Annotated in this window: 23 protein-coding genes; all 23 read right to left on the bottom strand. The window is 69.3% G+C overall.

Annotated features, from left to right (window positions below):
- Nucleotides 1–146: 146 nt before the first annotated feature.
- Nucleotides 147–1,622: a hypothetical protein gene (locus EDC02_RS10780; protein WP_123601823.1), complete on the bottom strand. Its 1,476-nt coding sequence runs from the start codon at nt 1,620–1,622 to the stop codon at nt 147–149.
- 212 nt (nt 1,623–1,834) lie between these two features.
- Complete coding sequence (locus tag EDC02_RS10775) at nt 1,835–2,770, bottom strand: DNA-processing protein DprA (RefSeq protein ID WP_123601822.1); 936 nt, start codon at nt 2,768–2,770, stop codon at nt 1,835–1,837.
- Complete coding sequence (locus EDC02_RS10770) at nt 2,770–3,858, bottom strand: ImmA/IrrE family metallo-endopeptidase (protein ID WP_123601821.1); 1,089 nt, start codon at nt 3,856–3,858, stop codon at nt 2,770–2,772. Before EDC02_RS10770 ends, EDC02_RS10775 begins: the two co-directional genes overlap by 1 nt.
- 394 nt (nt 3,859–4,252) lie before the next feature.
- Nucleotides 4,253–4,561, bottom strand: a complete 309-nt coding sequence (locus tag EDC02_RS10765; protein WP_123601820.1) for a hypothetical protein — start codon at nt 4,559–4,561, stop codon at nt 4,253–4,255.
- A complete protein-coding gene (locus EDC02_RS10760; protein WP_148083400.1) occupies nt 4,558–4,896 on the bottom strand; it encodes a hypothetical protein in 339 nt (112 codons plus the stop codon). Before EDC02_RS10760 ends, EDC02_RS10765 begins: the two co-directional genes overlap by 4 nt.
- 351 nt (nt 4,897–5,247) lie before the next feature.
- The gene (locus tag EDC02_RS10755; RefSeq protein WP_158632131.1) at nt 5,248–6,267 is read right to left on the bottom strand and encodes a DUF4192 domain-containing protein; all 1,020 of its coding nucleotides are present in this window, start codon (nt 6,265–6,267) and stop codon (nt 5,248–5,250) included.
- Nucleotides 6,268–6,334: 67 nt separating this feature from the next.
- Nucleotides 6,335–6,688 (bottom strand): hypothetical protein, encoded by a 354-nt coding sequence (locus tag EDC02_RS40165; RefSeq protein WP_158632130.1) that lies wholly within the window; start codon nt 6,686–6,688, stop codon nt 6,335–6,337.
- Between the two features lie 98 nt (nt 6,689–6,786).
- Nucleotides 6,787–7,542, bottom strand: a complete 756-nt coding sequence (locus EDC02_RS10750) for a hypothetical protein (RefSeq protein WP_123601817.1) — start codon at nt 7,540–7,542, stop codon at nt 6,787–6,789.
- Nucleotides 7,543–7,609: 67 nt separating this feature from the next.
- Nucleotides 7,610–8,287, bottom strand: coding sequence for a hypothetical protein (locus tag EDC02_RS10745; RefSeq protein WP_123601816.1), 678 nt, complete (start codon nt 8,285–8,287; stop codon nt 7,610–7,612).
- 142 nt (nt 8,288–8,429) lie between these two features.
- Nucleotides 8,430–8,858 (bottom strand): hypothetical protein, encoded by a 429-nt coding sequence (locus tag EDC02_RS10740; protein WP_148083399.1) that lies wholly within the window; start codon nt 8,856–8,858, stop codon nt 8,430–8,432.
- A gap of 183 nt (nt 8,859–9,041) precedes the next feature.
- On the bottom strand, nt 9,042–9,590 hold the full coding sequence (locus EDC02_RS10735; protein WP_148083398.1) for a hypothetical protein: 549 nt from the start codon (nt 9,588–9,590) through the stop codon (nt 9,042–9,044).
- Nucleotides 9,565–9,906 carry a hypothetical protein gene (locus EDC02_RS40160; RefSeq protein ID WP_158632129.1) on the bottom strand — a complete coding sequence of 114 codons (342 nt, stop codon included), beginning with the start codon at nt 9,904–9,906 and terminating at the stop codon, nt 9,565–9,567. The genes EDC02_RS10735 and EDC02_RS40160 overlap by 26 nt, the downstream gene beginning before the upstream one ends.
- Nucleotides 9,907–9,935: 29 nt before the next feature.
- A complete protein-coding gene (locus EDC02_RS10725) occupies nt 9,936–10,451 on the bottom strand; it encodes a hypothetical protein (RefSeq protein WP_148083397.1) in 516 nt (171 codons plus the stop codon).
- Nucleotides 10,452–10,513: 62 nt separating this feature from the next.
- Entirely contained in the window at nt 10,514–11,143 is a 630-nt protein-coding gene (locus EDC02_RS10720) for a GGDEF domain-containing protein (protein ID WP_233606377.1), read from the bottom strand.
- Between the two features lie 237 nt (nt 11,144–11,380).
- A complete protein-coding gene (locus EDC02_RS10715; RefSeq protein WP_123601811.1) occupies nt 11,381–12,043 on the bottom strand; it encodes a hypothetical protein in 663 nt (220 codons plus the stop codon).
- Between the two features lie 589 nt (nt 12,044–12,632).
- Nucleotides 12,633–13,610: a replication-relaxation family protein gene (locus EDC02_RS10710; RefSeq protein WP_123601810.1), complete on the bottom strand. Its 978-nt coding sequence runs from the start codon at nt 13,608–13,610 to the stop codon at nt 12,633–12,635.
- Nucleotides 13,611–13,942: 332 nt separating this feature from the next.
- Entirely contained in the window at nt 13,943–16,363 is a 2,421-nt protein-coding gene (locus EDC02_RS10705; protein ID WP_123604699.1) for a helicase HerA domain-containing protein, read from the bottom strand.
- A 274-nt stretch (nt 16,364–16,637) separates the two neighbouring features.
- Nucleotides 16,638–18,419, bottom strand: coding sequence for a VirB4 family type IV secretion system protein (locus EDC02_RS10700; RefSeq protein ID WP_123601809.1), 1,782 nt, complete (start codon nt 18,417–18,419; stop codon nt 16,638–16,640).
- A gap of 1 nt (nt 18,420) precedes the next feature.
- Nucleotides 18,421–19,359: a PrgI family protein gene (locus EDC02_RS10695; protein WP_123601808.1), complete on the bottom strand. Its 939-nt coding sequence runs from the start codon at nt 19,357–19,359 to the stop codon at nt 18,421–18,423.
- Complete coding sequence (locus EDC02_RS10690; protein WP_148083396.1) at nt 19,346–19,570, bottom strand: hypothetical protein; 225 nt, start codon at nt 19,568–19,570, stop codon at nt 19,346–19,348. Before EDC02_RS10690 ends, EDC02_RS10695 begins: the two co-directional genes overlap by 14 nt.
- 112 nt (nt 19,571–19,682) lie before the next feature.
- Nucleotides 19,683–21,074, bottom strand: coding sequence for a hypothetical protein (locus EDC02_RS10685; protein ID WP_123601806.1), 1,392 nt, complete (start codon nt 21,072–21,074; stop codon nt 19,683–19,685).
- A gap of 1 nt (nt 21,075) precedes the next feature.
- Entirely contained in the window at nt 21,076–21,414 is a 339-nt protein-coding gene (locus tag EDC02_RS10680; protein ID WP_123601805.1) for a pilin, read from the bottom strand.
- Nucleotides 21,415–21,538: 124 nt separating this feature from the next.
- Entirely contained in the window at nt 21,539–22,528 is a 990-nt protein-coding gene (locus EDC02_RS10675; RefSeq protein ID WP_123601804.1) for a hypothetical protein, read from the bottom strand.
- Nucleotides 22,529–23,027: the final 499 nt, after the last annotated feature.

Below are 23,027 nucleotides of genomic sequence, written 5' to 3'. Positions count from 1 at the left end.
CCAACTTTCGGCGTCTACGCTGTGCCCAGCGGCCGCCGCGCGATCTTCGCTTGTCTTCACAAACAGTGCATGATCAACCGGCGGCCGTCCTCGTGCCCGCAGACACGCCGACCACTCCCGACCGAGCTGAACTCATCGCCAGTCATCTACATAACGAACCCGGGCTGCCGTATTAGTGGTGACGAGCTCGGAACGGAATCCGTGCGGCCGCGTTGGTAGGCGCCGTTCAGGTGCGCCCCGTCACGCAGCAGCCGGCAGGGTCCGCCCCAGTCCCGCTGCGGTGCCGGAAGCGTTGCCGCCAGTGCTGCCGTCATGGGCGCTGTCCGGAACATCGATACGGCGTTGGCGGTGATATCGGCGACTCCGTCCTCTTGTTCCCGGCGAGTGAACGGCAGCTTTGCGTGTGGACCGATGCGGAACGCGGGCAGGTTGTAGTGCGTGGTGGCTACGACATTCGCATCCGGAATCTCGAATTCGTCGAACGCGTCGAAGCCAAGACCCTCGATAGGTGTTTCCTTGTTGCCCGTGCAGAGGACAACGATGTCGTAGGTGCGACCATCGATGAGTCCGGTGCCGGGCAGCGCGATGGGCCGTGCCCGCCGATCCATCACGGTGAGCCGTCGGGCACCGAGACGGTCCGGCCGGAGGTATCGACCGATGGCCTGGTACCTGCCACGGATGCCGAGCTGCCACGCCTCGCACGTGGTCGGCAGCGCGTCGGAGTACCAGTCGATCCGGTCCACGGTGTCGAGCGCGGCGGCGGCCATGAACGGCTGTGGGCCGATGCCGAGGAGCGCCTCGACGGCGCACTTGGCGGAGTCCCCGCCGCCGACAACCGCAACGCGTCGCATGCCACGCAGCGGCCACATGCCGGCCATGCGCTTCATGAACTGCGGGAAGGTGAGGATCGTCGTGCCATTGGCGATGCCGTCCTCGTCCGGATCGCCCAACCCCCTGGCGTCGATGACCCGCCCGGCCATCAGAGGGTCACGGCCCTCGACCTCAATCTCCGCCCCCGTTCCGGAACGGGAGACGGACAAGACCGTCGCGTTGGTCACCACGTCGGCGTACTGGGCCAGTGCCAACCGAATCACGAACGCCATGTCCGTGTTCGTCTGGTACTCCAGCATGGACAGGTTGGCCGCCTGGATCGGCGCGCCAGGCAGGTAGTTCAGGCTGGCGCTCTGGTCGCCCGCCAGCCCCGCGCTTCCTCCGCGGTTGCGGGAGTTGAGATGGAACGTCGGCCGCGTGGTCATCGCGAACGTGCCACCGGCGCGCTCGTCTCGTTCCAGCACCAGTGGTTTCGGGTATCCGCTGAGGACGCGGACCGCCGCGTACACTGCGGCGTGGAAGCCGCTGCCGATGATGACCTCGCGTTCGACGCCGATGGAGCTCAACGTGTTCTGCTTGCGTGGCTCGTCGGACCAGTAGGCGTCCAACACCTGGTCAGCGAAACAGCGGCCGTACGGGTCGAGGGCGATACCGGTGAGCTTCGCCTCCAACGGGTTCGGGAAATCGGACTCCCGTTGCATCATCGCTCGCATTCCCTCGGCGGCGCCCGGCTTCAACGCGACGGCGGTGAGAAGGGACTCGATCTGCGCGGATGGCTCGATCATGACCACGCATCCTTTCCTGGTTGACCGGGTCGCCACGCCGGACCGCGTACCTCACCCCGGGGTCGCTCCCGGGGTTGCGGCACATGGCCGGCATGGTGGTCCCGGAAGGGTCAAGTGGGTGGGTCGTGGGGTGTGGTGGCTACCAGTCGCTAGCTGGCAGGTCGGGATGGTCAACGGGGGTGAGCGTGCAGATGTCGCAGACCGTGTGGGGCGGAAGGTCAGGCGTTCCCGGCACCGGTCGTATCCGCGCCCCCGGCTGTCGGCTGCGGTCTGAGGGCGAGGTCGGCGAGGATGTCGGCCAGGTTCGTGACCGGTCGGATACGCGGTTCGGCGCGCAGCAGGTCGTGGCAGCCGGCCGATATGGCGGATGTGACCGGGCCAGGCACGACCATGCCGACGCGGCCCCGGTTGACGGCTTGCCGGACGACCTCCAATGCGTTGCTGCGAACGCTCGCCTCGACCACGACCGTGCCCGCGGTGAGCGTGGCCAGCAGGCTCTGGTTGGCTCGCATGCGCTGAAGGGTGGGTCGGGCTCCCGGCGGCCATGCGCTGAGTAGCAGCCCCTTGTCGGCGAGGTGCTCGAAGAGGGGACGGTGTGCCGCCGGGAACATCTGGTCGATTCCGTGCGGCAGGACAGCGACCGGCTCACCATTCACGACGAGCGCGGCCCGCAGGGCAACACCGTCAACTCCCAGCCCTCCGGTGGACACCACTGTCCAGCGCCACGTCGTGAGCTGACTGGCGAGGTCAGCGGCTACGTGTTTGCCGTAGTCGCTGCTGGCCCGTGAGCCGATGATGGTGACCGACGTCGCCTGCGGTGGGATCGGGGCCGGTCCTTGCGCCCACAGACACACCGGTTCCGCGCCGTCGAGGTCACGGAGTCCGGTCGGCCAGTCTGGATCGGCCGGGATCACGACCCGTCCGGTGCCGCGCTGCGCGTGGTTCACGGCGACCGCAGCCTCTTCCCATAGCCGTGCGCCGGACAGGTGTCGGATCTCCGTCCGAGCAACGAACGGCAGGCCCCGCATCGGCAGCATGTGGAGGCTCTCGACCGGCCCGTGTGTGGCCAGCAGTTGCCGCAGGTGGGCGTCGCCGGGTTCGGACAGCCACCCGAGCGTCGCCCGCGCGATCCGTTCGTCGCGGAAGGCATCCATCACGAGGCCCGCCCGTGAGCCGCTGCCGTACCGGCCAGCGCGAACCCGGCCACTTCGGCCTCGCCGGGCTCGGCCCGCGTCGGGTCCGTCACGTCGTCGGCAGGCGTGAGGTCGAGCAGGATCTTCTTGGCGACCCGCAGGACTGTCTCGGCGCACTCCTTGACCAGGTCCATGTCACCGTCGGCCCACCCGAACACGTAGGCGTCGCTGTAGGCCGAGGTGTCCATCCCCAGCGCCCGCAGCACGATGTGCGCGACGCTTTCGGCCTCGGTCTCGTACCGGCCACGATGCAGGTTCCCCCGAGCGGTGGCGTCGTCGAGGTGTCCGCAGCGGATGTGCGCCAACTCGTGCAGGGTGGTCTTGATCCGCTGCGCTGGGGCGACATCATCGCGGACCTGCACCATCCGGATCCCCGTACCGCGGACCGTGACGCCGTTTGCTGTGCCGAGGCGACCGGTGTACGGCGCTGTGAGCTCGAAGGCGTACCCCTCGTCGGTGATCAGCGTGACGAGGTCCTCGAAGGCACCCGTCGGATCGTCCCCGGTCAACAACTGGGGGCCGACCTTGCCGCGGTTCTGGACGCGCCGGCGCGTCAGCACGGTGGGCGGCTCGAACGGCTCGCCATCGGTCTGCGACAGTTCGAAGGTGTTGGCCAATCGGAACCCGACCACCTGAACGGCTGGACGTCCGGACGGGTCCCGCTTGACCTTGCGTCCAGCGGCTGCCCATTCGCTGGCCTGCTCCTCTGTCGGTCGGCGCCGGACCGGCGCCCAGATCTTGAACGCAGACTCGCCTTCGCGGACGAACCGTTTCTGGGCCTTCCAGCCGGTTGATCCGTCCTTGTTGCCGTAGGGCAGGAAGTAGCGCGGCTCGATACCGCGCTCCTCGGCCTGGACCAGGAGCAGGATCTGGTTGCCGAGGCTGTACTGAGCGCCGAACGTGGCGACGTGGTCGATGAACTCGATCCACTGCGTCGGCTCGGCAGCCATTCGCGCCAGCCGGGCGTCGAAGTCCGCTTTGAACTTCACCAGGAGTTCGGCGCGCTCGTCGTCGCGGCCGCTCGTGACCGTTGCCTTTTTCTTGGCCATCAGGGTGGCCCTCCTATCCCCGCCTCGTGGCGGCGGACAGGTTGGGACCGCAGCCCCAACCTGCCCGTAGGCACGAGGTGAGGCCGCAGCCCATCGCCAGGCGCGACAGATGACCGGCACCGGTAGCGCACCGGGCGGGTGCCGGAGCGCCTACCGTCCGAGAACTACAGGGGACGGGTGCCGGGGTCGGTCAGGAGTTCGGGCAGGGGCAGGGGCAGGCTCGGCGATGTCCGCGCCGTGAGGTGCCTCGTCGGCGGGCACCTGTCGGTGATGCAGAAGCCTCGGCCGGCCACAACGGTTCCTGTGGCAGTGAGACGTGCAGCCGCGTGAGCGCGGCGGCGATCAGCGTGACCCCCGGCGGTTCGCAAGACGCCACCGACGCTTCCTTGGCGCCTCACCTGTTCACCTCGTCCTGGTGGACGTAATGGCTGATGAAGCAGGTCACGGCCGCGCGGTCGGCGGCAGACCAGGTATCAGGCAGACTCACTGCCAGGGTCACGCCGTGCAGCGTGGCGTCGCCACTGCCATTGCTCGACGCGTCGACCAGCATGATCTTGGTGAGTCCGCGAGCCGGCCGGTCGGCCCACACCGCGATCCGTTGACCACCGACGAGCAGGTCGGCGACCTCGACGGGGTGTTCGGTGATGGGCGGCAGGGCTGACGCGGCGATGTGGTGACTGCAGGTCAGGGGGGAGGCGGTCATGGTGCGATCACCACCTCGTCGTCGGGGATGGCGAACCATGGGTCGGCCGTTGCCCGGCGCAGCTGGGCCAGCCAGTTGTCGATGTCGGTGGCGGGATCGTCCGGGTCTGGCAGCGGATACCGGTCGGTGCAGGCTGGGTCGTCCTCGGTCAGGTCTCCGGCACTGGCCACGGTGCTGGCGAAGATTCGTATCGCTTCCCGTTTGACGGCGTCCGCGCTGCGGCCGACGATCAAGATTGGGGTGTCGTCCCAGTCGACCAGGCCATACACATGGTGCCCGATCGGCGCTGCTGCTTCGGGTGGCCCGACCGGGCAAATCCAGCTGCGGGCCTTCATCGCGTCCCTCCGTCCTCGGTATTACCAGGTGCCGAAGGCAGTTGCCGTGGGTCGGATGATTGATGCGCCATCGCGGTTACAGGTCGGGCCAGGCGCGCTGCTGCGATCAACGCCGCGAACCGGCGTGTGTGGAAGCGGCGTCTGAGCGGGCGGTAGGTGACTTCGGCGGTGGAAATCGTCGCCGCGATCACGGCGACGATCTGTGCGGGGGTGGACATTGGTGCCCTCCAATCCCTGGGTGGGAGGTGTCGAGGACAGCCGGCTGCCACCGGCTGCCCTCACCTCATGAGTGCGGTGGCCCCACCGCGCCGGTGGGAATGCCGGTGGTGCCCTGCGGGCACCGGACGTGCGTCAGTCAGTCGTCCCGATGGTCGCGTCCCGCCACACCTGGGGCGCGACACCGGCGATCAACGAGCCATGGAGCAGCCGTGCGAGCGAGTACCCCGGGTCGGCTTGCAGCGACCGGTAAACGGCGATGTTCGCCAGAGCTCCGTCGCCGCCGAGGTAGGCGGCAATCGCGAGCAGGCAGGCGGGCGCCGCAGTCGCCTCGAGGATCGCCCGTCGAGTGACATCGATCCACAGTCGACGATGCGGTTCGCTGCCGTCGATCGCTCTCCAGGCGTGGTCGCGAACCTCGGGAATCGTGAGTACCGCGGTGAGCCATGCGGCAGCGTCGTCCGACAGGAGCTCGCCGCGAGCGGCGACTCCGATGGCCTGCTGCACGGCCTCGACGCCGTTCTGTAGGACGTGTGCCGGTGATCCGGACGACTCTCCGTCGGTCACGTCGGCGCGGGTTGCGGCGCTGTTGAACAGCATGGTGTGGAGCCGTTGGAATGCCGCCAGGCTGGCTGTTCGCATCGCCTCTCGGCGTGGTCCGGTGATCGGCGCGATGAGGTCTTCCAGCGCTGTGCGGCTCGGCATCGGGGCGATGCCCTCGTACGTCGCTTCAGCGGGGAGTGTGCTTGTCGAGGGGTTGTACGCAATCCCTTCCGGTGGGCATTCGCCGTCACAGTTCAGGCAGTAGTAGCGGTCGTCGGTGACTCGTATCGCGTCGAACAGTTCGACGTTCGCGGCGAGCAGCGCCGCACGGAGCAGTTCGGCGACGGGGCCGACGCGGTCGGGTGTGCCGTACCCGAGGATGATCGCCTGTTGGCCGTACCGTGCGAGCAGCTCGGCGAGGTGGGATGTCGCCTCCGGCAACTCTGGCCCCTCGGCTGCGACCGAGAGGTCGAGTCGCGCGAGGAATCGGATCCTGTCGTCGTCGACGACGACGCATACCAGGCTGTCCTCTGGAGGGAAGCCGAGGAGGTAGGGAACAGCGGCGATGAGATCGTTACGGTCCTTGACCCGAATCTGGTCTTTCTCGGACACGGAATGAACCTCCGAGGGTGTTGGATTGGATGCCGGGCGGGTCGGTGAACCGCCCGTCGGGTCGGGGTCAGCGGCACTGAACGAGTGCTGCCAGCAGTGCCGCAACCTGGGTGTCGGTGAGGCTGGTCGTGCTGCTGCCACGCCTGCCGGTGATGACGATCGGGCCGACGATCGGCAGCGGTCGACCGCCGAGGTCGGCGACCAGTCGGCTTCCGACGGGGTTGGGTTGACGGGCAGTGGGTCCGCCGTCTCCGTCGCGCCACGCGTACAGGTCCGGGTCAGGGAGCGTGAGCGTCTGTGGCCATCCGCCGACCGTCCGGCGCAGGAGATCATCGGGCCCGCCGGTGCGAAGCCGGGCGTGGTGTTCGTGGCTGGTGCCGTCCTCGGCGATCACGAGGTAGGTGAAGGTGGTGCCGGTCATGTGCTTCCCCTGTCGATGGAGAGGCCGGGCATGACCGTCTGGCCATGCCCGGCGCGGGTGGTTGGCCGGGCGTCGGCCAGGAGCGCAAGGAGTGGCTGTCAGGCCTCGAATACGGTCGTGTCCTGGATCGCGACCCGCATGGGTACCGTGCGATCCGGGCGCAGCAGCCACGGTTCGACCTCGTCGAGGTGGACGGCGATCCGTACGGTGCCGTCCCGGTGGACGTAGCCGAAGATCCAGATACCGGCGACCCGCACCGAGGGGTACTGGACGTCGTAGGTCGCCGGGTGGAACTGAGCGGCGAGGTTCGCGTTGAGCGCGGTCACCGGCGTGGACGCATGGACTTCACGGAAGCGGTTGGCGCGCCGCCGCCACCCGGCAGGATCGCCGTCCGAGGGCTGGCCACTACCGGTGAGATCGGCCTGCCGATATGCCCGCTCGGCCTGTACGTCGCACAGCCGCGCAGCTTCCGCGAACAGGTTCGCGCGGGTCAGTTCGGCGATGAGCGTCGGTTCCCCTTGTCGGTGCCTCGCCGTGTCCCGGAGGTTGTACACCTGCAGCAGCACGCCGTTGGAGTCCTGATGCAGGCTGAGGCGGTACCGGTAGTCCAGGTCACCGATGTGATCGTCGAGCGCGGCCTGGGTGCCGGTGACCTCCACCCGGGGCAGCGTCCCGGGAAAGGTGTCGGCATAGGTGAGCCAGGTGTGCGTGGTGAGCTGGTGCTGGTCGTGGTCGACCCAGGTGAGGAAGTCGGCCACGTACGGGATCAGATATTCGGGACTCGCCCAGGCGCCCCAGAACGAACGGGTGGCGCCGAACTGGTCGATGATCGTGACGACGGCTTGCGTGCCCATCGAGGGTCCTCCTCCATCGGTCATGGGCGGAGCGGGGCGATGTCCGACCGGCTGCGGTCTTCTGTGGTCATTCGTCGTCGATCTCGTCGGCGTCGGCTTCGATCGAGATGTTGATCGTGTCTTCGTCGACGTTGTCCACCTGGTCGGTGTTGATGCGCAGGTAGTCGCGGACGTCGGACACGGTGTCGCTGGTGTCGCGGTCGGAGTCCGGATTGACCTCGAACTCGCCGGTGATCGTGAATTGGACCTTCTGCCGTGGCTGGTATGGGCTGAGGCCGAGACGGGCCAGGAGTTCGTTGAGCACATCGCGGTAGAGGTCGCCTCCGCGGCAGCGGTCGATGGCGTAGGAACGGACCTCCGCCAGCTTGCTGTCGTATGCACGGCGCTGCTCGGCAATCTGCTCGGTCTGGCCTCGTACCTGGTCCTCGATGAGGCGGTGCCGTGCCAGCAACCACGCCAGGGCCTGCTGGGCCAGCGCCTGCCCGGTTGCGGGGTCGGAGATCGGCACAGCGGTGATGTCGCTGGACACAGTGCGTAGCTGTCCGTCGACCAGCACGCGGACTTTGGGCGCGTCGTCGCGTTGGCCAAGGACGACGGCGTTTTTGATGAGGTAGCCGTTCAGGATGGTGACGACCTGGCCTGGCGCCGACGCGGCGAACGTCGCGATCGGCTGCGGCTCGGTGCCCTGTGCGCGCTGCGTGTCGTCCCCGACGGTGGGCGCTTGCAGGGTGGAGGGTTGGGTCATGGGGATGCCTTTCCGAGGTTGACCCCGGCGATGCCGGGGGAGAGGGCGGCTGCGGCCCCTCCTCGTCGCGGTGGTCGGCAGTCGTGAGGTTCTGGTTGTCGGCCGACGTCGTGCGACGTCCATGGCCGGTCTCGCGACCGGCTCAGAGCGGGAGGCCGTTGACGGTGACCGTCGGTGTCGGGTCGGTCAGGCGCAGGATCGCCTTCGGCGGGACGGCGGCCCTGTCTCCGTCGGTGTAGTCGATGACCCACCACCCGCTGCGGCTCTGCCAGACGTGGTCGATCGCGAGGGGGGTGCCGTCGAAGGTCACGGCGACATCGCCGATGCGCAGCTTGTGTACCGGCTGGAGGCGGACACCGTCGGCTGGTCGCACCACCCACGGCGCGACCGCGGGGACAAGCGGGCTGATCGGCCGCTGGTGCGTGAGGTACGCGATGCCGATGCGGGTGTGGGTGATGGAGGTGACGGTGGCCGGCAGCCATGCGGCGCGGGCGTTGACGTGCACGGCCTGCCCCAGGTGCAGATCGGCGGACAGTGGCACGTTCCAGGGGAGAGCGAACATCTCAGGCATGACGGGCTCCTTTGGGGACAGAAGGGAACCCGGGCGCGGCCATGCGGCCGCGCCCGGGTGTGCGCAGGAACGCGCGTGCTCAGGCCGGGCTACGGCCGATGGACAACAGGAGGGGCCTTGCAGGGCGCGGACGAAACCCGCGTTCGGCGTCGCTGGGGTGCGGCGCGGTGCGGGTGGCGGGTGTCAGCGGCGGGTGGTGGCCCCGGCGATCTCGACGCGCAGCGCGTTGACCGCGGCGTCAAGGGCGTCGCCAGGACTGGCGAACGATGCCGCGCGCGCCCCGCCGGCGCGGTAGAGCGGGAAGTCGATCCTCTGGGCGCGGTTGTGGACCCGTACGTGCCAGCCGCCGTCGTCGTCGGGTGGCGTCAGGCATGCCGTCGCGTCGATGGTTCCGGTGGGTGGCCTGATGTCAACGGTGTGGATGGCGCCGTCGCCGTGTTGGCACGCTGAGACGCGCCAGCCATCGGGGACCCTGTCGCGCAGGGCCGCCGACGCGCGGTGCACCTGCTCGGCGCTGGCGGTGACGCGCCGTTCGTAGTCCGCGGCTCGCCGGCGGTACTTCCGTTCGGCGAAGCTCGTCCAGTCGCTGTGGTCGGGGTCGTAGACGAGGTACCAGCCACAGACGTCGCACCACGGGTGGCCTTCACGGACTTGCTCGCTGACCGTTGCGCATCCCGAGCAGACCGGTGTGTCGCTCGGCAACGGGCTAGACGGGGTTGCCGCAGCGGTCATCCCGGCTGGCCTCCCCGTTCCGGCCGGTCGGGCCACAGTCGCGGATATGGTCGGTGATGAGGTCGCCTCGGCTGCTGGTGATGGCGGCGCCGCAGCCGGGGCAGGACCAGTAGCCGTCGTGCTCGCGAACAAGGACGGCGATCTGTTCATCGGTGGGCCAGGTGTCGAAGCAGACGTCGGCGAGGTCGACGTCGGTGTCTGTGCGGTGGACTTCGAAGCAGCGACCGTCGTCGTTCCAGATCAGTTCGGTGAGGCGCACCTCGACGTGGTCGACGGTGCGGGTGCCGCGGTCGATGCCGCGAATGACGTTGCTCATCGGCGGTCCTCCTTGCTCTGTTTCGGGTGTCAGGCCCAGGCGCGGAAACTGACGGTGGCGGTGGCCGGGCCGTCACCCCAGGGGCGCAGCAGGCCGGCGGCGGCGCCGATCTCGCCGGGCCAGGTGTCCGGGAGACGGATGCTGCCGTAGACGATGTCCCAGGCGTCGAATGCCTCGGTCGGGCTGTCGCCGCTGCTGAGACCACCGGTCGCATAGACGTCGACACCGGCCTCGTCGGCGTGGCCGAAGCGGTGGTACGTGACGTCGCGGTGCCCCAGCGATTGGACGAACTGGTCGAACAGTTGAAGCAGTAGGGCCTCGGCGGCCTGCCGCAGACTGGCCGCGTGTGCGGCCACGATGTCGTCGGTCCAGGTCTGCTCGCTGCGGCGGACCTCATCGTCGAACCAACCGCCGTCGAGCAGGCAGGTGAGGTCGTCGATGGTGGCCTCGCGGCATAGTTGGCGGATCCTCTCGGCGGCGGCGGTGCGGTTGATGGTGCTTCCGTGGGGCAGGTACAAACTGCGCAGGGACATGTCTGCGCCCATAACGGGTCGCCTCCTCGCGGTTGACGGATCACAGAGGCCGGCCGGCCACTGGTCGAACGAGGTCAGGCGCTGCTGTCGGGGCGACGGCCGCTGCCCCGGTCGCGGTGCCGAACCGACGGGCGGACGCCGTGCGACAACGGCACACCGTCGCGGACCGGGTCGTAGTGCTCGATGACGCTGCCCTGCCATTTGGCGGTGAACATGGCCAGGTCGGAACATCCGAACGCGATACGCGGGTCGCCACCCGCTACGCGGCAGATCCCGATGCTGACGTGCATCGGCAGCGTCGCCGAGCCGATCGTGACGGGTTGCGTGATAGCGGCGGACAGTCCCCGTGCCAGCTCGTGCGGATCGCGGCCGGTGATGAGTACGAACTCGTCTCCGCCGAGGCGGGCCACGAGGTCGCCCGGCTCGGCGGCGTGCACGAGGCGTTCGGCTACCGCGGCGAGGAAAACATCGCCGCCGTCGTGGCCGATGGCGTCGTTGATTGCGTGCAGATCGTCGACGTCAATAAGGGCAACGGTGACGTCGGATCCGGCGGTGTCGCGCAGGTGCTGTTCGGCGACCCGGCGCACCGCGAGCCCGGTGACGGGGTCCGTACGTGCCACTTCGAGCTCACCCTCCAACTCTTCGGCACGGCGCTCGGCGCGGACGGCCCGCTCGTTGAAAAGGGCCAACTGGGCCGCCAGCATGGCGATGCCGAACATGGCGACGACAGCGGCCAGGGCATCACGGTCAACCAGCAGCAGATGCAAGGCTGCGGCTTCAACGAGTGACATGGTGATTACCGATGTCCATCGCAGGGCCGCGACGGATGGTCTGGGAATCATGAGAAGGCCTCCTTTTGGGGCAGAGGATGGGGTGGAAGCGCAGAACAGGCGAACCGGAAAGCCGGTTCGCCTGGCGTGTAGGAGTTGCTGTGCGGGGGTTCAGCGGGTGCACAGTGCGACGAGGACGTCGTGGCTGCTGAGCGCGGTGATGCGCTGGTTGGCGGTAGCCAGGTAGAACAGGCGGGTGGACAGTTGGTCGCTTGCGGCGGCCAGGTAGGTACCGTCCAGACAGAGCAGCCCGTCGCCGGGGACGGCGCAGAGCCAACCGAAGTGGGCGTAGCCGCGTACGCCAGCCTGGAAGGCCTCCAGGTGGCTGGTGGGTAGCGCCATGATCTTGTTGGGGAGCGCGTTGTAGGTGAGCATGTTCGCGATGCGGGGCTGGGCAAGATAGTGCTCTTGGGCCTTGGAGACCGGGTACTTGACCGGGTCGGCAAGGTGCCGTTCGGCGAAGATCCAGTAGGGCTGGGCGGGCCGGGTGCCGGCGATGACCTGGTTCCAGATGGTCCAGCGGTACCCGTAGGTGTTGCGGGCAGCGGTGCGCATGGTGTCGAGGTCGAGGAGGCGGACAGGGCCGCCGGCAGCAGTGTCCTTCCAAGGCTGGAGGAGGCTTCCGCGACGAAGACGGGTGCTGACGGCGAAGTGTCCGGCGGTGCCGAGACTGATCAGCGGTGTGCCTGCGAGGCGGTTCTTGGCCGTGGCGGCCAGCTGATCGGTGGGGGTGCCTTTGGGTAGGCACACGATGGTCAGGGACGTGTTGGGCACAGGATCCTCCAGAAGGGGTTGAGTAGGTCGGCAGGCATGCCGAGAGCGGCCTCCGCGCGGGGAGGCATGGAGTAGGTGGGGATCGACCGCAGAGCGGTCAGGAGAACGCGGGGTAGAACCGCGTGGGGCGCGTAGAGGCCGCGCGGTGGTGCTGTGGTGGTGCAGGTGGTGGGCGGAGGCGCCTACGGGCGGAGCAGGCCGACCGGCCGGATGGCGAGTGGGCGGTTGCAACCGAGGTCGTGGGCGGCGCGGCCCGGGTGGTGCTGTTTGGGGGTTTCAATGAATGAGCCTTCACCGTAGCCCCGCCACCCAACAGCCGGCCGATGCCTCCGATTGGCCGGCACCACCGTTGACCTGTGCTGTTGGATAGCTGCGGCGACTGACCCCGTTGACGTCGCGGCACTGTTGGGTAGTTCGGCTCGCTGTTGGGTACAACCGCCGGCTGCAGCGCGGCCGTGAAGTCACCCACTATGGACTTTAGGTGCACCGGAACCGGTACGACGGCAGAGGCGGTTTGACCTCAGGCTCAGCTCGCGAGGGCCCAGTCTGTGACGGTAGGCCTGATGTCGACTCTCGCCGGCCGAGGTGGTCAGGCGGAGGGATCGAGGATCAGGCGGAGGGGATGGTCCTCGGGGCGCGTCGGCCCGGGGTTGAGTGGGCCGGGCTCGCCGTGGTTGCTGGGTAGGTCGGCCAAAGTGAGCCGGTGTCGGCCGTTGCCGGCCAGTCGCCACACCGGGCCGGCCGGGTCGGGCCCGGATTCCGGCGAGGTGGTCGCGATGATGAGGCTTGGCTCGGGTCGGTCGGCGAGTTTGCGGTGCAGGTTCTGTTCTCTGAGCCGGCCGGGTAGGGCGAACAGGATCGGGTACTGCGGGCCGCCTTCGGCGCGCAGCCGGCGGTGGGAGGTGAGTTTGTCGATCAGTCGTCCGATCGGTTCGGTGCCGCGGTCCAGTTCGAGGAAAAATCCTGTTTCGCGGTCGCCGTCGCGCCAGACGCCGTGTCCGTCGGGCTTGATCCGGTGTCCGAAGCTGCCCGTGGTGCTGCGTTCGGACCACAAGCGGGTCAGCGCCGCGTTGGGCCGGTGCCGGGCGTGGACCAGCAGCGATACGAAGAAGTCGTTGACTGCCAGCAGGTGGTCCAGGGTCGGGCTGGAGTAGACCCGGTCCTGTCGTTCCCGTAGCGCCTTTGCCGTCGGCGGGCTGTCCTCGCGGGCCAGGGCCATGTAGCGGGCGGAGAGCAGACCGGGAAGCCAGCAGACTGGGTTTGGTGCGCCGGGTCGGTTGCGGATGAATCGGTCGATGAAGCCGAGACGGCGGAGGAGTTGGAGGCGGTGGCGGCAGGTGGTCGGGTTGGCGAACAGGATCGAGGTGAGCTGATGGGTGGTCAGGGTGGTGAGTTCGTCGAGGAGGGAGGCGATGGTGTAGTCGCGGGGACGCAGGCGGTGGGAGATGTCGATGAGGGTGGGGGTTGAGGGCCGGCGGACGCCAGTTGTGCGGACGGTGAGAGGGGGCGGGTTCCCCGTGGAGGGTTCCCCTGTGGGGGACTGTCGGGGTTCGGCGCTTGCGGACATGACGGCTCCTAGCTGGGCTATTGGGCGGGTTGGGTCGGCCTAGGCTCGGCAGTACGGTGCCGGGTGGTGGCCGGGCGGGTGGCCGTTGCGGTGACCGGGTCTTGGCGGGGACGGCAGACGCCGGACGGGTTCGTCGGCGGGGTGTGCTCCGGTCTGGCCACTGCTGGTGACAGGGCGTACGCTCCGGGTGTCCCTCAGTGGCTCCCCCCGTGGCTGCTGAGGGACCTTGTCGCTAAAGGACCGCCAGTCATCGCGTCGGCTGTCCGGCCCGCCGGTATGGATTGCTCCGGCCGACCGGAGTTACGCAGCCGACGCGCTGCGTATCTGTTGGGCTACCTGACGTCTTGTTGGGTGGTTGTTGGGTTCGCCGGGTCGGCCTCGTTGCCATCTGGTGGTGGGTCGGCGACGCCGGCGAGTTGGGCGATGGCCGACGTGTTCTCGCCGGATTTCGGTCTCGTCGCTGCGGCTGCGGCGGCTTGCCGGACCGCGGTCGCCTCGCCGACCAGCGGCCGGGGTGGGTTGGTCCGTAGGGTGAAGGCGGCGGTTTCGCGGCTGTTGACGACCACCCGGCATCCGGCCCGGTAGGCGTCCAGGTGGGACAGGTCGTGTTCGTCGAGTTCGGGCATGGTGTGTCGGGCCAGCTGGTGGGCGTCCTCGGGGGCGCAGCTGAAGAAGACCTTGTTTCTCGCGTTGGCAGAGATCGCCTGCTGCGTCTCCCTGGGCATCTGGGAGAGGTTCTGGTGGGCCAGGGTGAGCCCGAAGTGGTAGCCGCGGGCCTCGGCGAGCATGTCTCCGATGCTGCCGGGCAGGGTGAGAAAGTTGTGCGCTTCGTCGATGTACGCGAACGCGTCCCGACGTTGCGGCTCGGGTAGCCGTGCCCGCCCGGTGGCGGCCTGCCACGCGGAGGCGAGGATGAACGAGCCTGTCAGCCGGGCGGTTTCCTCTCCGATCTGCCCCTTGGGTAGGCGGGCGAGCAGGATGCCGCCGTCGAGGATGCGGCGCATGTCGAACGAGCTGTACGGGGCCCCGAACGTGCGGCGGGGGAACTCGCGCAGCAGCACGTTACGCAGCCGGGATAGCAGCGGGGCGATGACTTGCGACCGCAGTGGGGCCGGTGCGGTCTCGTACCACTGCCAGAAGCCGCGTAGTCCTTCCGGGTCGTCGAGATCGGCGGTGAAGGCGTTGCGGAACTGCCGATCCTGCAACAGTGACGGGATCAGGGTCAGTGTGGCGTTGGCCTTGCGCAGCAGGGTCAGGCACGCGACTCGCAGCACGTCATCCATGCGGGGACCCCAGTGCTTGGCGAAGATCTTCCCGAAGATGCTCACGATGTTGTCCACGACCAGGTCCGGGTCGTCGCCCTGCAACGGGTTGAGGGTGGTGCCGGCGGGCTGATCCGGGTCGATGATCACGAGTCGTTTCGCGTGACGGACCGGGATGCGGTCGAGCAGGTCGAGGATCAGGTCGCCTTTGGGGTCGATGACGATCGTGCCGCGCCGGGCGTGGATGTCGTCGAGGATCATGTTCAGCAGCAGGGTGCTCTTGCCGGAGCCGGTGGAACCGAGGACGTGGAGGTGCTGCCGGGCATCGACGACGTTGAGTGCGACGGAGTGGCTACCGACGTCCGCCTTGCCGAGCACCTTCGTTCCTCGGCCGCCGGAGGCGACGGCGACAGGCGCGGGCATCGGCTTGGCGCGAGCCCGGTCCAGACCAGGCACGGCGATGTCCTGGGGTAGCGCGGCGATGGCCGCGAGTTCAGCGGTGGACAGCAGGAATCCGCGTCGCAGCACCCGGGCGTCGAGGACACGGGCGGGATGGGCGGTGCGGAGCCGGCGGAGCCGGTTACGGCCGGTCCACGCTCCAAAGGCCGAGGCGATGCCGTGGGCAAGGGTGACCAGCCGCGGTGTGAGGTCGTCGGGATCGCTGCCGCGGGGGTTGGTGTGTGCGACGCCGAAGCGTAGGGCCACTTCCCACTGGGTACCGGCGAGCTTGTCGATGCCCGCGCGGGCGTCGCGTTCCCGTCGCGGGTCGGCGCCAGGGACCGGGCTCTGCCGTCCCGTAGGACGGGTGCGCCGGGTCGGGCTGAACAGTTCCAACCCCAGGTCGAGGGCGACGCGTAGCCAGGTGGCGGGGTCGATCAGGTCGCGCGGTGGCCGGCCGGTGCGTAGGCCCTGCACGCCGCGGCGTAGTCGCCGGATCTGCCGGGTGGTGGCGGGGCGGGCGAGGACCTGCACGCACGCCGACTCGGCGGGGTGCAGTCCGGACGCCGCGACGATCAGGGTGCGCATCGGGTCGTTGTCGTGGTCGGTCTCCAGCGGGTACCAGGCGGGCAGGGTCGGTGCCAGGGCGCCGCCGACGTCGACGGCGTCCAGCGGGAGCGGTGGACCGGCGTCGGTGACGGTGCAGGCCGCGCCGGGCCATGCGCCGCGGATCGCCGCCTGGATGGGCCCGGTCTGGATGGTGCGCGGCACCCAGACCGCGATGGTCAGCTCACGGCCGCTCCACCGGTATTCGACAGCGATGTGCGCACGGCCGTCGCGGAGTCTGCGCCGTCGGCCCGGGTGCAGGATCTCCGCGAGGGTGGTCCAGAACGTCGCGGTACCGGCGTGGTCGACCTCCGGCGGTGGTTTCACGGTGATCAGCTGCGCGTGCCGGGTCATCCGGCGGTGCCGCCGGTCGGTCACGACCAGATGCGCGGCGTAGCCGGCAGCGATGAGGGACACGGCGACGAGCGCCAGCCAAGGCCGGTCCATGCCCCAGGTGATGGCGGTGTCGACGGTGTCGACAAGCCACTGCGATGGTCCCGGCAGCGGCGGGGCCGACGGCACCGAGGGGGTGGTGGGATCTGGCGTTGGTGTGAGGTCGAAAGCGGGGAAACGCCGGGCGGAGATGGGGCTGTTCACGAATGTGTCCTCTCTGCAGGACGAAAAAGAGGGCCGTGGACCCGCCATGACTGGCGGCCCACGGCCCTTCGGAGTGTCTGCTCAGGTCACGGCCGGTTCCGGCCGTATCGTTTCGTTGCCGGGTTCATTCGTCGTCGGGCAACTCCAGGTCTCCGATACACAGCCGGTGTTCCTGTCTGGAGGCCACGGCCTGGAAGCCCACTCGGTGGGAGCCGGACATGAGGAGGCCCTCGCCGCGGCGGGCGGCGAGGAGCATCCGTGCCTCACCGCCGGTCAGGCCGAACACGTCGGCGACGATGTCGATCGCCTGCGGCGCTTGGCGGAGCAGCACCTGGGTGGCGGCGTTGGCGATGACGACCTGTCCGAGGTCGGAGCCGAGCAGGTCACCGACGTCCTGGGTGATGACCGCCAACCCGGCCCGCCGCTTGCGTGCGGACTTCGCCAGCCGGGAGAGGAACTTGGCGCCCTCGCCGTCGCGTAGCAGTGTCCAGGCTTCGTCGACGACGACCAGCCGCCGCGGGGTGTGCGCCGATCGGATCGCCGGGGTGTCTACCTCGCGCCAGATCGCGTCGAGGGCGAGGAGCATGCCGGGGGCGCGTAGCTCGTCCGCGAGTTGGCGTGTCGACCAGCACACCAACTGCCCGCTGGGCACTGTGGTGGTCGGACCGTCGAAGAGGTCCCGGAACGATCCGGTGGTCCATGGCGTCAATCTGGCGGCGAGGGTGTCGGCGGCGTCGGTGCTCTGGGCGGTGAGGGCTGCGGCGACGTCGCGCAGCAGGGGCGCCTGCCGGCGCCAGGTGTCGGGGTCGTTGGATATTCCCGCGGCGTCGTAGGCGTCGTTGATGGCCTTGTCTAACGCGGCCCGTTCCGACGGCGGCGGCTGCTGCCCGAGTAGGACCGAGATCAGCGTGTGGAGGAACAACGCCCGGTAGGTGCGTGCCTGCGGGCGGCGGTCGCTGGGCGGGATGTCCAGGGGGTTGATGCGTACGCCGCCGGCGCCGAGGGTGATGGTGACGCCGCCGACCGCTTCGGCGAGGCGGATGTACTCGTTGTCGGGGTCGATCACCGCGACGTGCACGCCGTCGGCGAGGGAGCGGAGCACTTCGAGTTTGACGAAGTAGCTTTTGCCTGCCCCGGATCGCGCCAACACGACGCTGTTGGCGTTGTGTTGTGCCCACCGGTCCCACCACACGACGCCGTTGGAGTCGGGGTTGAGGCCGTAGAGCATGCCGCCGGTGGCGCCGGGTTCACCCGGTAGCGGCGCGGGCAGGTCGGCCGAGGCGAGGGGGAACGCGGTCGCGATGGCGTCGGTGTCCATCACCCGCCGCATGCCGATCCCGTCAGTCGCGAGGGGAAGGGTGCTGGTCCAGCCTTGCAGTTGTCGCCACGTCGCCGGCTGGGTGTCCAACAGGACCGAGGCGGCGGTGGCCCGTACGTGCGCGACCGCGTCGTCGAGCTCGTCGAGGCTGGTGGCGTGCACGCACAGGTACAGGCCGACGCGGAAGAGTTTGCTGTGACCGCGGGCGATCCGGTCGGCCAGGTCCGCGGCGTCGTCGGCGGCGGCCTCGGTGATCGGATCGATCAGGCGGCCTTTCTCGGTGTCGGTGCGTCGGTTGGACTCCAGCCGGGCCCGCTGCTTGCGGAGCCGGGCGGCGGCGATCGGTGGGGGGAGGGGGTCGATGTAGACGACGACGTCGAGTCGGCCGGGCCAGGCCAGCAGCGGGTCCAACCAGGCGGGTCCGACCGCCGCGGGGTAGCCGGTGACGATCAGCGTTGCCGCGTATCCGTCGCCGACGCGCAGCCAGCGGGGGGTGTGTTCGATCGCGGCCGGGCCGACGACGGCCGCGAGGCCGGCCGCGTCGGCCGGGCTCACACCGGTGGTGGGCTTTCGCTTCCGCAGGGGCATGTCAGTCTCCTGGTCCGGTGATGGCCTCGTCGGGCAGGGCACGGGCCCAGGTGACGTCGGCCGGGCTGTAGGGGTCGGTGGCGCAGGTCAACACGGCGGCGGTCCGGCCTCCGTCGAGGACGGCGGTCTGCGCGCCGAGCGCGGACAGCGCGGACGCCGCGTGTTCGGCGCGGCGCAGGACCTCGGTGTCGCGGCCGGTGTCGCCGGCTGCGGTGACGGCGATGGTGACCGTGCGCCACAGCGGGTCCCGCCCTGCCGCGACCTCGAAGAGGAAGTCGGCGTAGTCCCGGGCGGCGTCGGCCAACGCGTCGTTGCCGATGGTCTCGGCGTTGTCGGCGATGCGTTGGGCGTGGCTGGACAGATCGACCCGCTGCGCGGAGATCACGATCTGCACCGGCCCGGCCAGCGAGTTGAGCCACCGTCCGTAGCTTCCGATCAGCGCGGCCTGCTCGTCGCCGGTGCGCAGCCCGATGTTCACGGTGGTGCAGGCCACCAGCGCCACCGCGTGCGAGCCGGCGTCGATGACACCGGTGTGGCTGACCGCGGTGGCCGGCAGCCGCAGCACCGGCACCGCCGTGGTGGGCGCGGCGGTGTCCGGCGCCCAGGCCGGCGCCGCGACGGGTCGGCCAGTCGCAGCGGGGGCTGACCGTTTGGGACTGCGGGTATGCCGCACCGCGGCGAACAGCCAGGCGTCCATGGACAGTCCGTCGCGGCGTCCCAAGGCCAGTACCACCGCAGCCCCTGCGAGGGGGGTGAGGATCGCGAACAGGACCGGCTGCGGCAGCAGGTCACCCACGGCGCGGAAGATGCCGTAGCCGATCACCCCGGCCACGGCCAGGATGGCCAACTGCCGGGCGGTCAGTCCATAGACGATCTTGTCTGGGGTGTCGACGTCGGTGGGAATGCGGGCGGTCGGGGTGACGTCATCACTCGGACGCATCGTCGCCCCCGGCAGCCCGCGCGCCCCTGGCACGGGCCTTCATCGCCTGGGTGTAGAGGTCCACACCTTCGGCGATCTCCTCCGGCGTGTAGGCGTAGACGGGACGGTTCGTCGGCCAGGCGAACGCGACAATGTCGGCGCTGCCGGCCGGGAGGCGGGACGTAGTCGGGTCGGTCATCGCCGCGTCAGCGGTGTGCTGTGGCGTCTCCATCATGTTTCCCTTTTCAGACAGGTTCGGTAGGTGATTCCCGTGCACGGCGTGGGCGAGAGACGTCCGCGTCGTGGCATGGGAGGTTCTTGCGTGGCGGGGCGAGGGGCGCAGGTCAGCGGGTGTGGACGGGGCGGCTTCCTTTGCCGGTGACCGGCTGGCGCACGGGCCGGGTACGAGGCATCGCGGTCGCCGGGGTGACCCTGGGGGAGACCGGTGAGGGCTCCGACCGCGTCGGTTCCGCGACGGCCTGCGGCCGTGCCGAGGCAGGAACAGCTGGTGCGGCCCGCTTCCGCACGGTGCGGGTATAGAGGTCGACGCCGCCGGCGATCTCGTCGCGGGTGTAGGGGCGTACGGCGCGGCCGGTCGGGGAAGCGGCGCCGGCGCGGCCGGGCCCTGCACCCGTCGGCCGCGGCGAGGGTCGGGGCGCGGAACCGGCAGCAAGGGGCCCCGGAGACGACGCGGCGGGACGAGAACGCACCTGGCCTCCGCCGCCCGAACTCACCGGCCACGGCCCGCTGGCAGCGGCGGCACCGCCGGCACCGCCGCTGCTGCGGCCGGTGGCCGTCATAGCACCCTTGCCGGCATTGAACACACGTGAGATCCCGCGGGTCACCTGCTGTACGAGTACGACGCGCAGGACCGTGCCCACCGGATTCGACGGGGTCCGGGTGATGTAGCGACTCATCAGTCCGGGGATCTTGACCACGCCGAACAGCAGGCACACCACAATCAGCAGGTTCATGATCGCGGCGGGGTCACCACCGGGTATCGGCAGCCCGAGCACCTGCAGATTGCTGTCGGGAGCGAGGAAGACCGTCAGCGTGGTGTGCAGGGCGACCGCCTGCAGAACCACCGTGCCGAGCGTGCCGAGGATCGTGCGCCACCACAGCTTGGCGGCACCTTCGGTCTGCGGGGTCCCGTGCAGCGCCAGCGCGATCGGCGCGATGCCGACAGCGACGACGAGCACTCCGATGCGAATGATCCACTGCACGAGGAGGATCCCGGCGAACACCGCGATCAGCAGACCGATGAACAGCAGCAGGAAGCTCACCGGGCTGGCGCCGACCTGGCCGTTCAACGCGCCGACCGTGGTGCTCCGCAGATGTTCCATCGACCCGGACGCGGTGATGTCCTGGCTGGTCAACGCGGCGGTCAACGCGTTGGCCAGCCCGATGATCGTGGACGACAGCGGGATGGCGAAGTTCGCGGCGATCAGGCCGATGACCAGGCGAGGGATCAGCTCACCTGGCCCGACCTGCGATTGAACGGTGTCGCGGCCCATCACCAGGATCGCCGTCCACAAAAACGCCAGCACGTAGCAGACGTTCACGATGCCCAACGAGGTGCTGGCGAACGCGGTGACCTGCGGCAGTGCGGTCACGTCGGGGCTGACGAACGCGGTGACCCGCAGCAGGTCCCACAGAGCATTCAGTACGCCGATCACGGTCTCGGCGAACCAGGTGAGGATGGGGCCGATGAGCTGATCGGCGAGCCAGTCGCCCATCTCAGCCGCCGATCCAGCTGCGCACGATCGCGAGCAGGATCGGCGCGAGGACCGCCAACGCGTAGCCGAGGAGAGCGTTCTTGAACGCGGAGTTGGACTTCTCGATCTCGGTCGGGTCGCCACCCGCGGCCAGACGGCGCAGACCGCCGATGGTGAGGAACAGGGTGGCGACGCCGACCAGGATCCCGATGATCCAGTTCGTGATGTTCGTGATGATCACGGGCAGCGAATACGGCGCCCGGTTCTCTGGGTCGGCCGCGTACGCCGGGGCCGAGCCGGCCACGGTCGCCAGGAACACGACCGTGACAGCGGCAATGCGGTAAAGGTTGCGGCGGAACATGGTAGGCACCTCCCGCCCCGCGTACGGGGCTCGAAATGGGTGAGGTGCGCCACCGGGAACCGGGGCAGAGCCGTGGGAGCGTCGCTCCTTCCAGCCGTGGGTGATCGGGTGCGAACACAGCCACTCAGGCCGGCCGCGCCCCGATCCCCGGGGCGCCGACACCGGCCGCTTCTCGGTCCGATGCCTTGCCCACGAAGGCCTGCCGTTGGGCGGCCAACACGACGTCCGCCGCCGCAGCCGAACCCAACAGCGACCCAACACCCGGTCGCTGTTGGTGCGCGTCCGAGTCATCGATTCCCTGTTGGGTGCCTGCGACGTGCTGCTGGGTCGCGGCGACCCGTTGTTGGGTCGCGCCGCAGCGGCGGCGGGGGCGCCGGGGCCGCAGCGGTACGAACGCGAGGTCGCCCTCGCGGATCGCCTCCAGGAGCCGGCGCTCGGCCTTCAACCGCCAGGAGGAGGCCAAGCTGGAGCTGATGCCCAGCGCCGCCGCAGCCTGGGCGAGGGTGGCGTTTTCGAGGCGGGTGGCGGCGATGAGTTTCGCCTCGTCGGCGTCGAGCACCCCGGCCGCGACGGCGCGGGCCAGCACCAGGTCCGGGTGGTCCCATGGGTGGATCGGCGCGATCGGCCCGGTCGCGTCGATATGGATCAGCTGAGCGTCGGAGTCGGCGTCCCGGGCCTTGCGGGCGGCACGCAAACCGGCATCGATCAGTCGGCCGCAGATCCGAGCCGGCTCCAAATCGATGGTCTTGAGCCGCGCGACGAAGCCGACCAGCAGTTCGGCGTCCAGGTCGCTGGTGTCGCCGCGCCATCCCGCGGCGAGTAGCCCGGCGACGTGACGCAGGCCGGGCATAGCTATGCCTACCGCGGCCACGACCCAGGCGGGGCCGTCCCGGCGGGCGCGGATGACCAGTTCACGCCACACGGCGTCGCGCACCTCGGCGCTGGCCTGCGGCGACAGCAGGAAGGTTCGTAACCGCTCCAACGGCAGGATGTCGTCGGGCAGACCATCGAAGCCGCGGCCGTCGAATCCGACGTGCGTGGGCGGCTGGACCAGGAGGGTGAAGGCGCGTTCGGCCGCGGCCAGCGGCGATGACGGCCAGGATCGAGCAGACATGGCATCCCTTGCGAGAGGCTCGGGCACCGCACCCTGTCGGCGGTGCGAGACCCCTATCCGCGCATGCCTACCGAACAGTCCACGATCACGCGGACGCGACGAAAAACCTGTTGGGCCTGCTCAGGGGGCATGTCCACCCACAGGCAGCCGAAGTACGACACCCGGCGTCGTCGGACGCGGCAGCTCAACAGTGCAGCTCACGGCCCTGTTGGGCGGATGTTGGGTGGAAAGATCCGCACAGCCGAGGGCTTCTCGACACTCACCCCGCCAGCAGCACCCCTTCGGGCAGCGGCGGAACATACAGAGTAGGTGTCCTGCGGGAGCCACCCGGGTCCAGTTCCGCAGCAGCCTGACGAGCGCAGACGACTGATCCCGCCGCGCGGCTCGCGGGCGTAGACGCTGTCCGCCGGCTGAATGCGTTTGTGAAGGTGGAACAAGCGCAGCAGGGGCTGCTGATCTCGATGGCTCAGCTCGCCGACTCCTGGATAACGGGACGCAA

The organism is Micromonospora sp. Llam0, assembly GCF_003751085.1.
GTDB lineage: Bacteria > Actinomycetota > Actinomycetes > Mycobacteriales > Micromonosporaceae > Micromonospora_E.
Note: the sequence above shows the minus strand (reverse complement) of the source record. Positions and strands in the feature narration are given on the sequence as shown.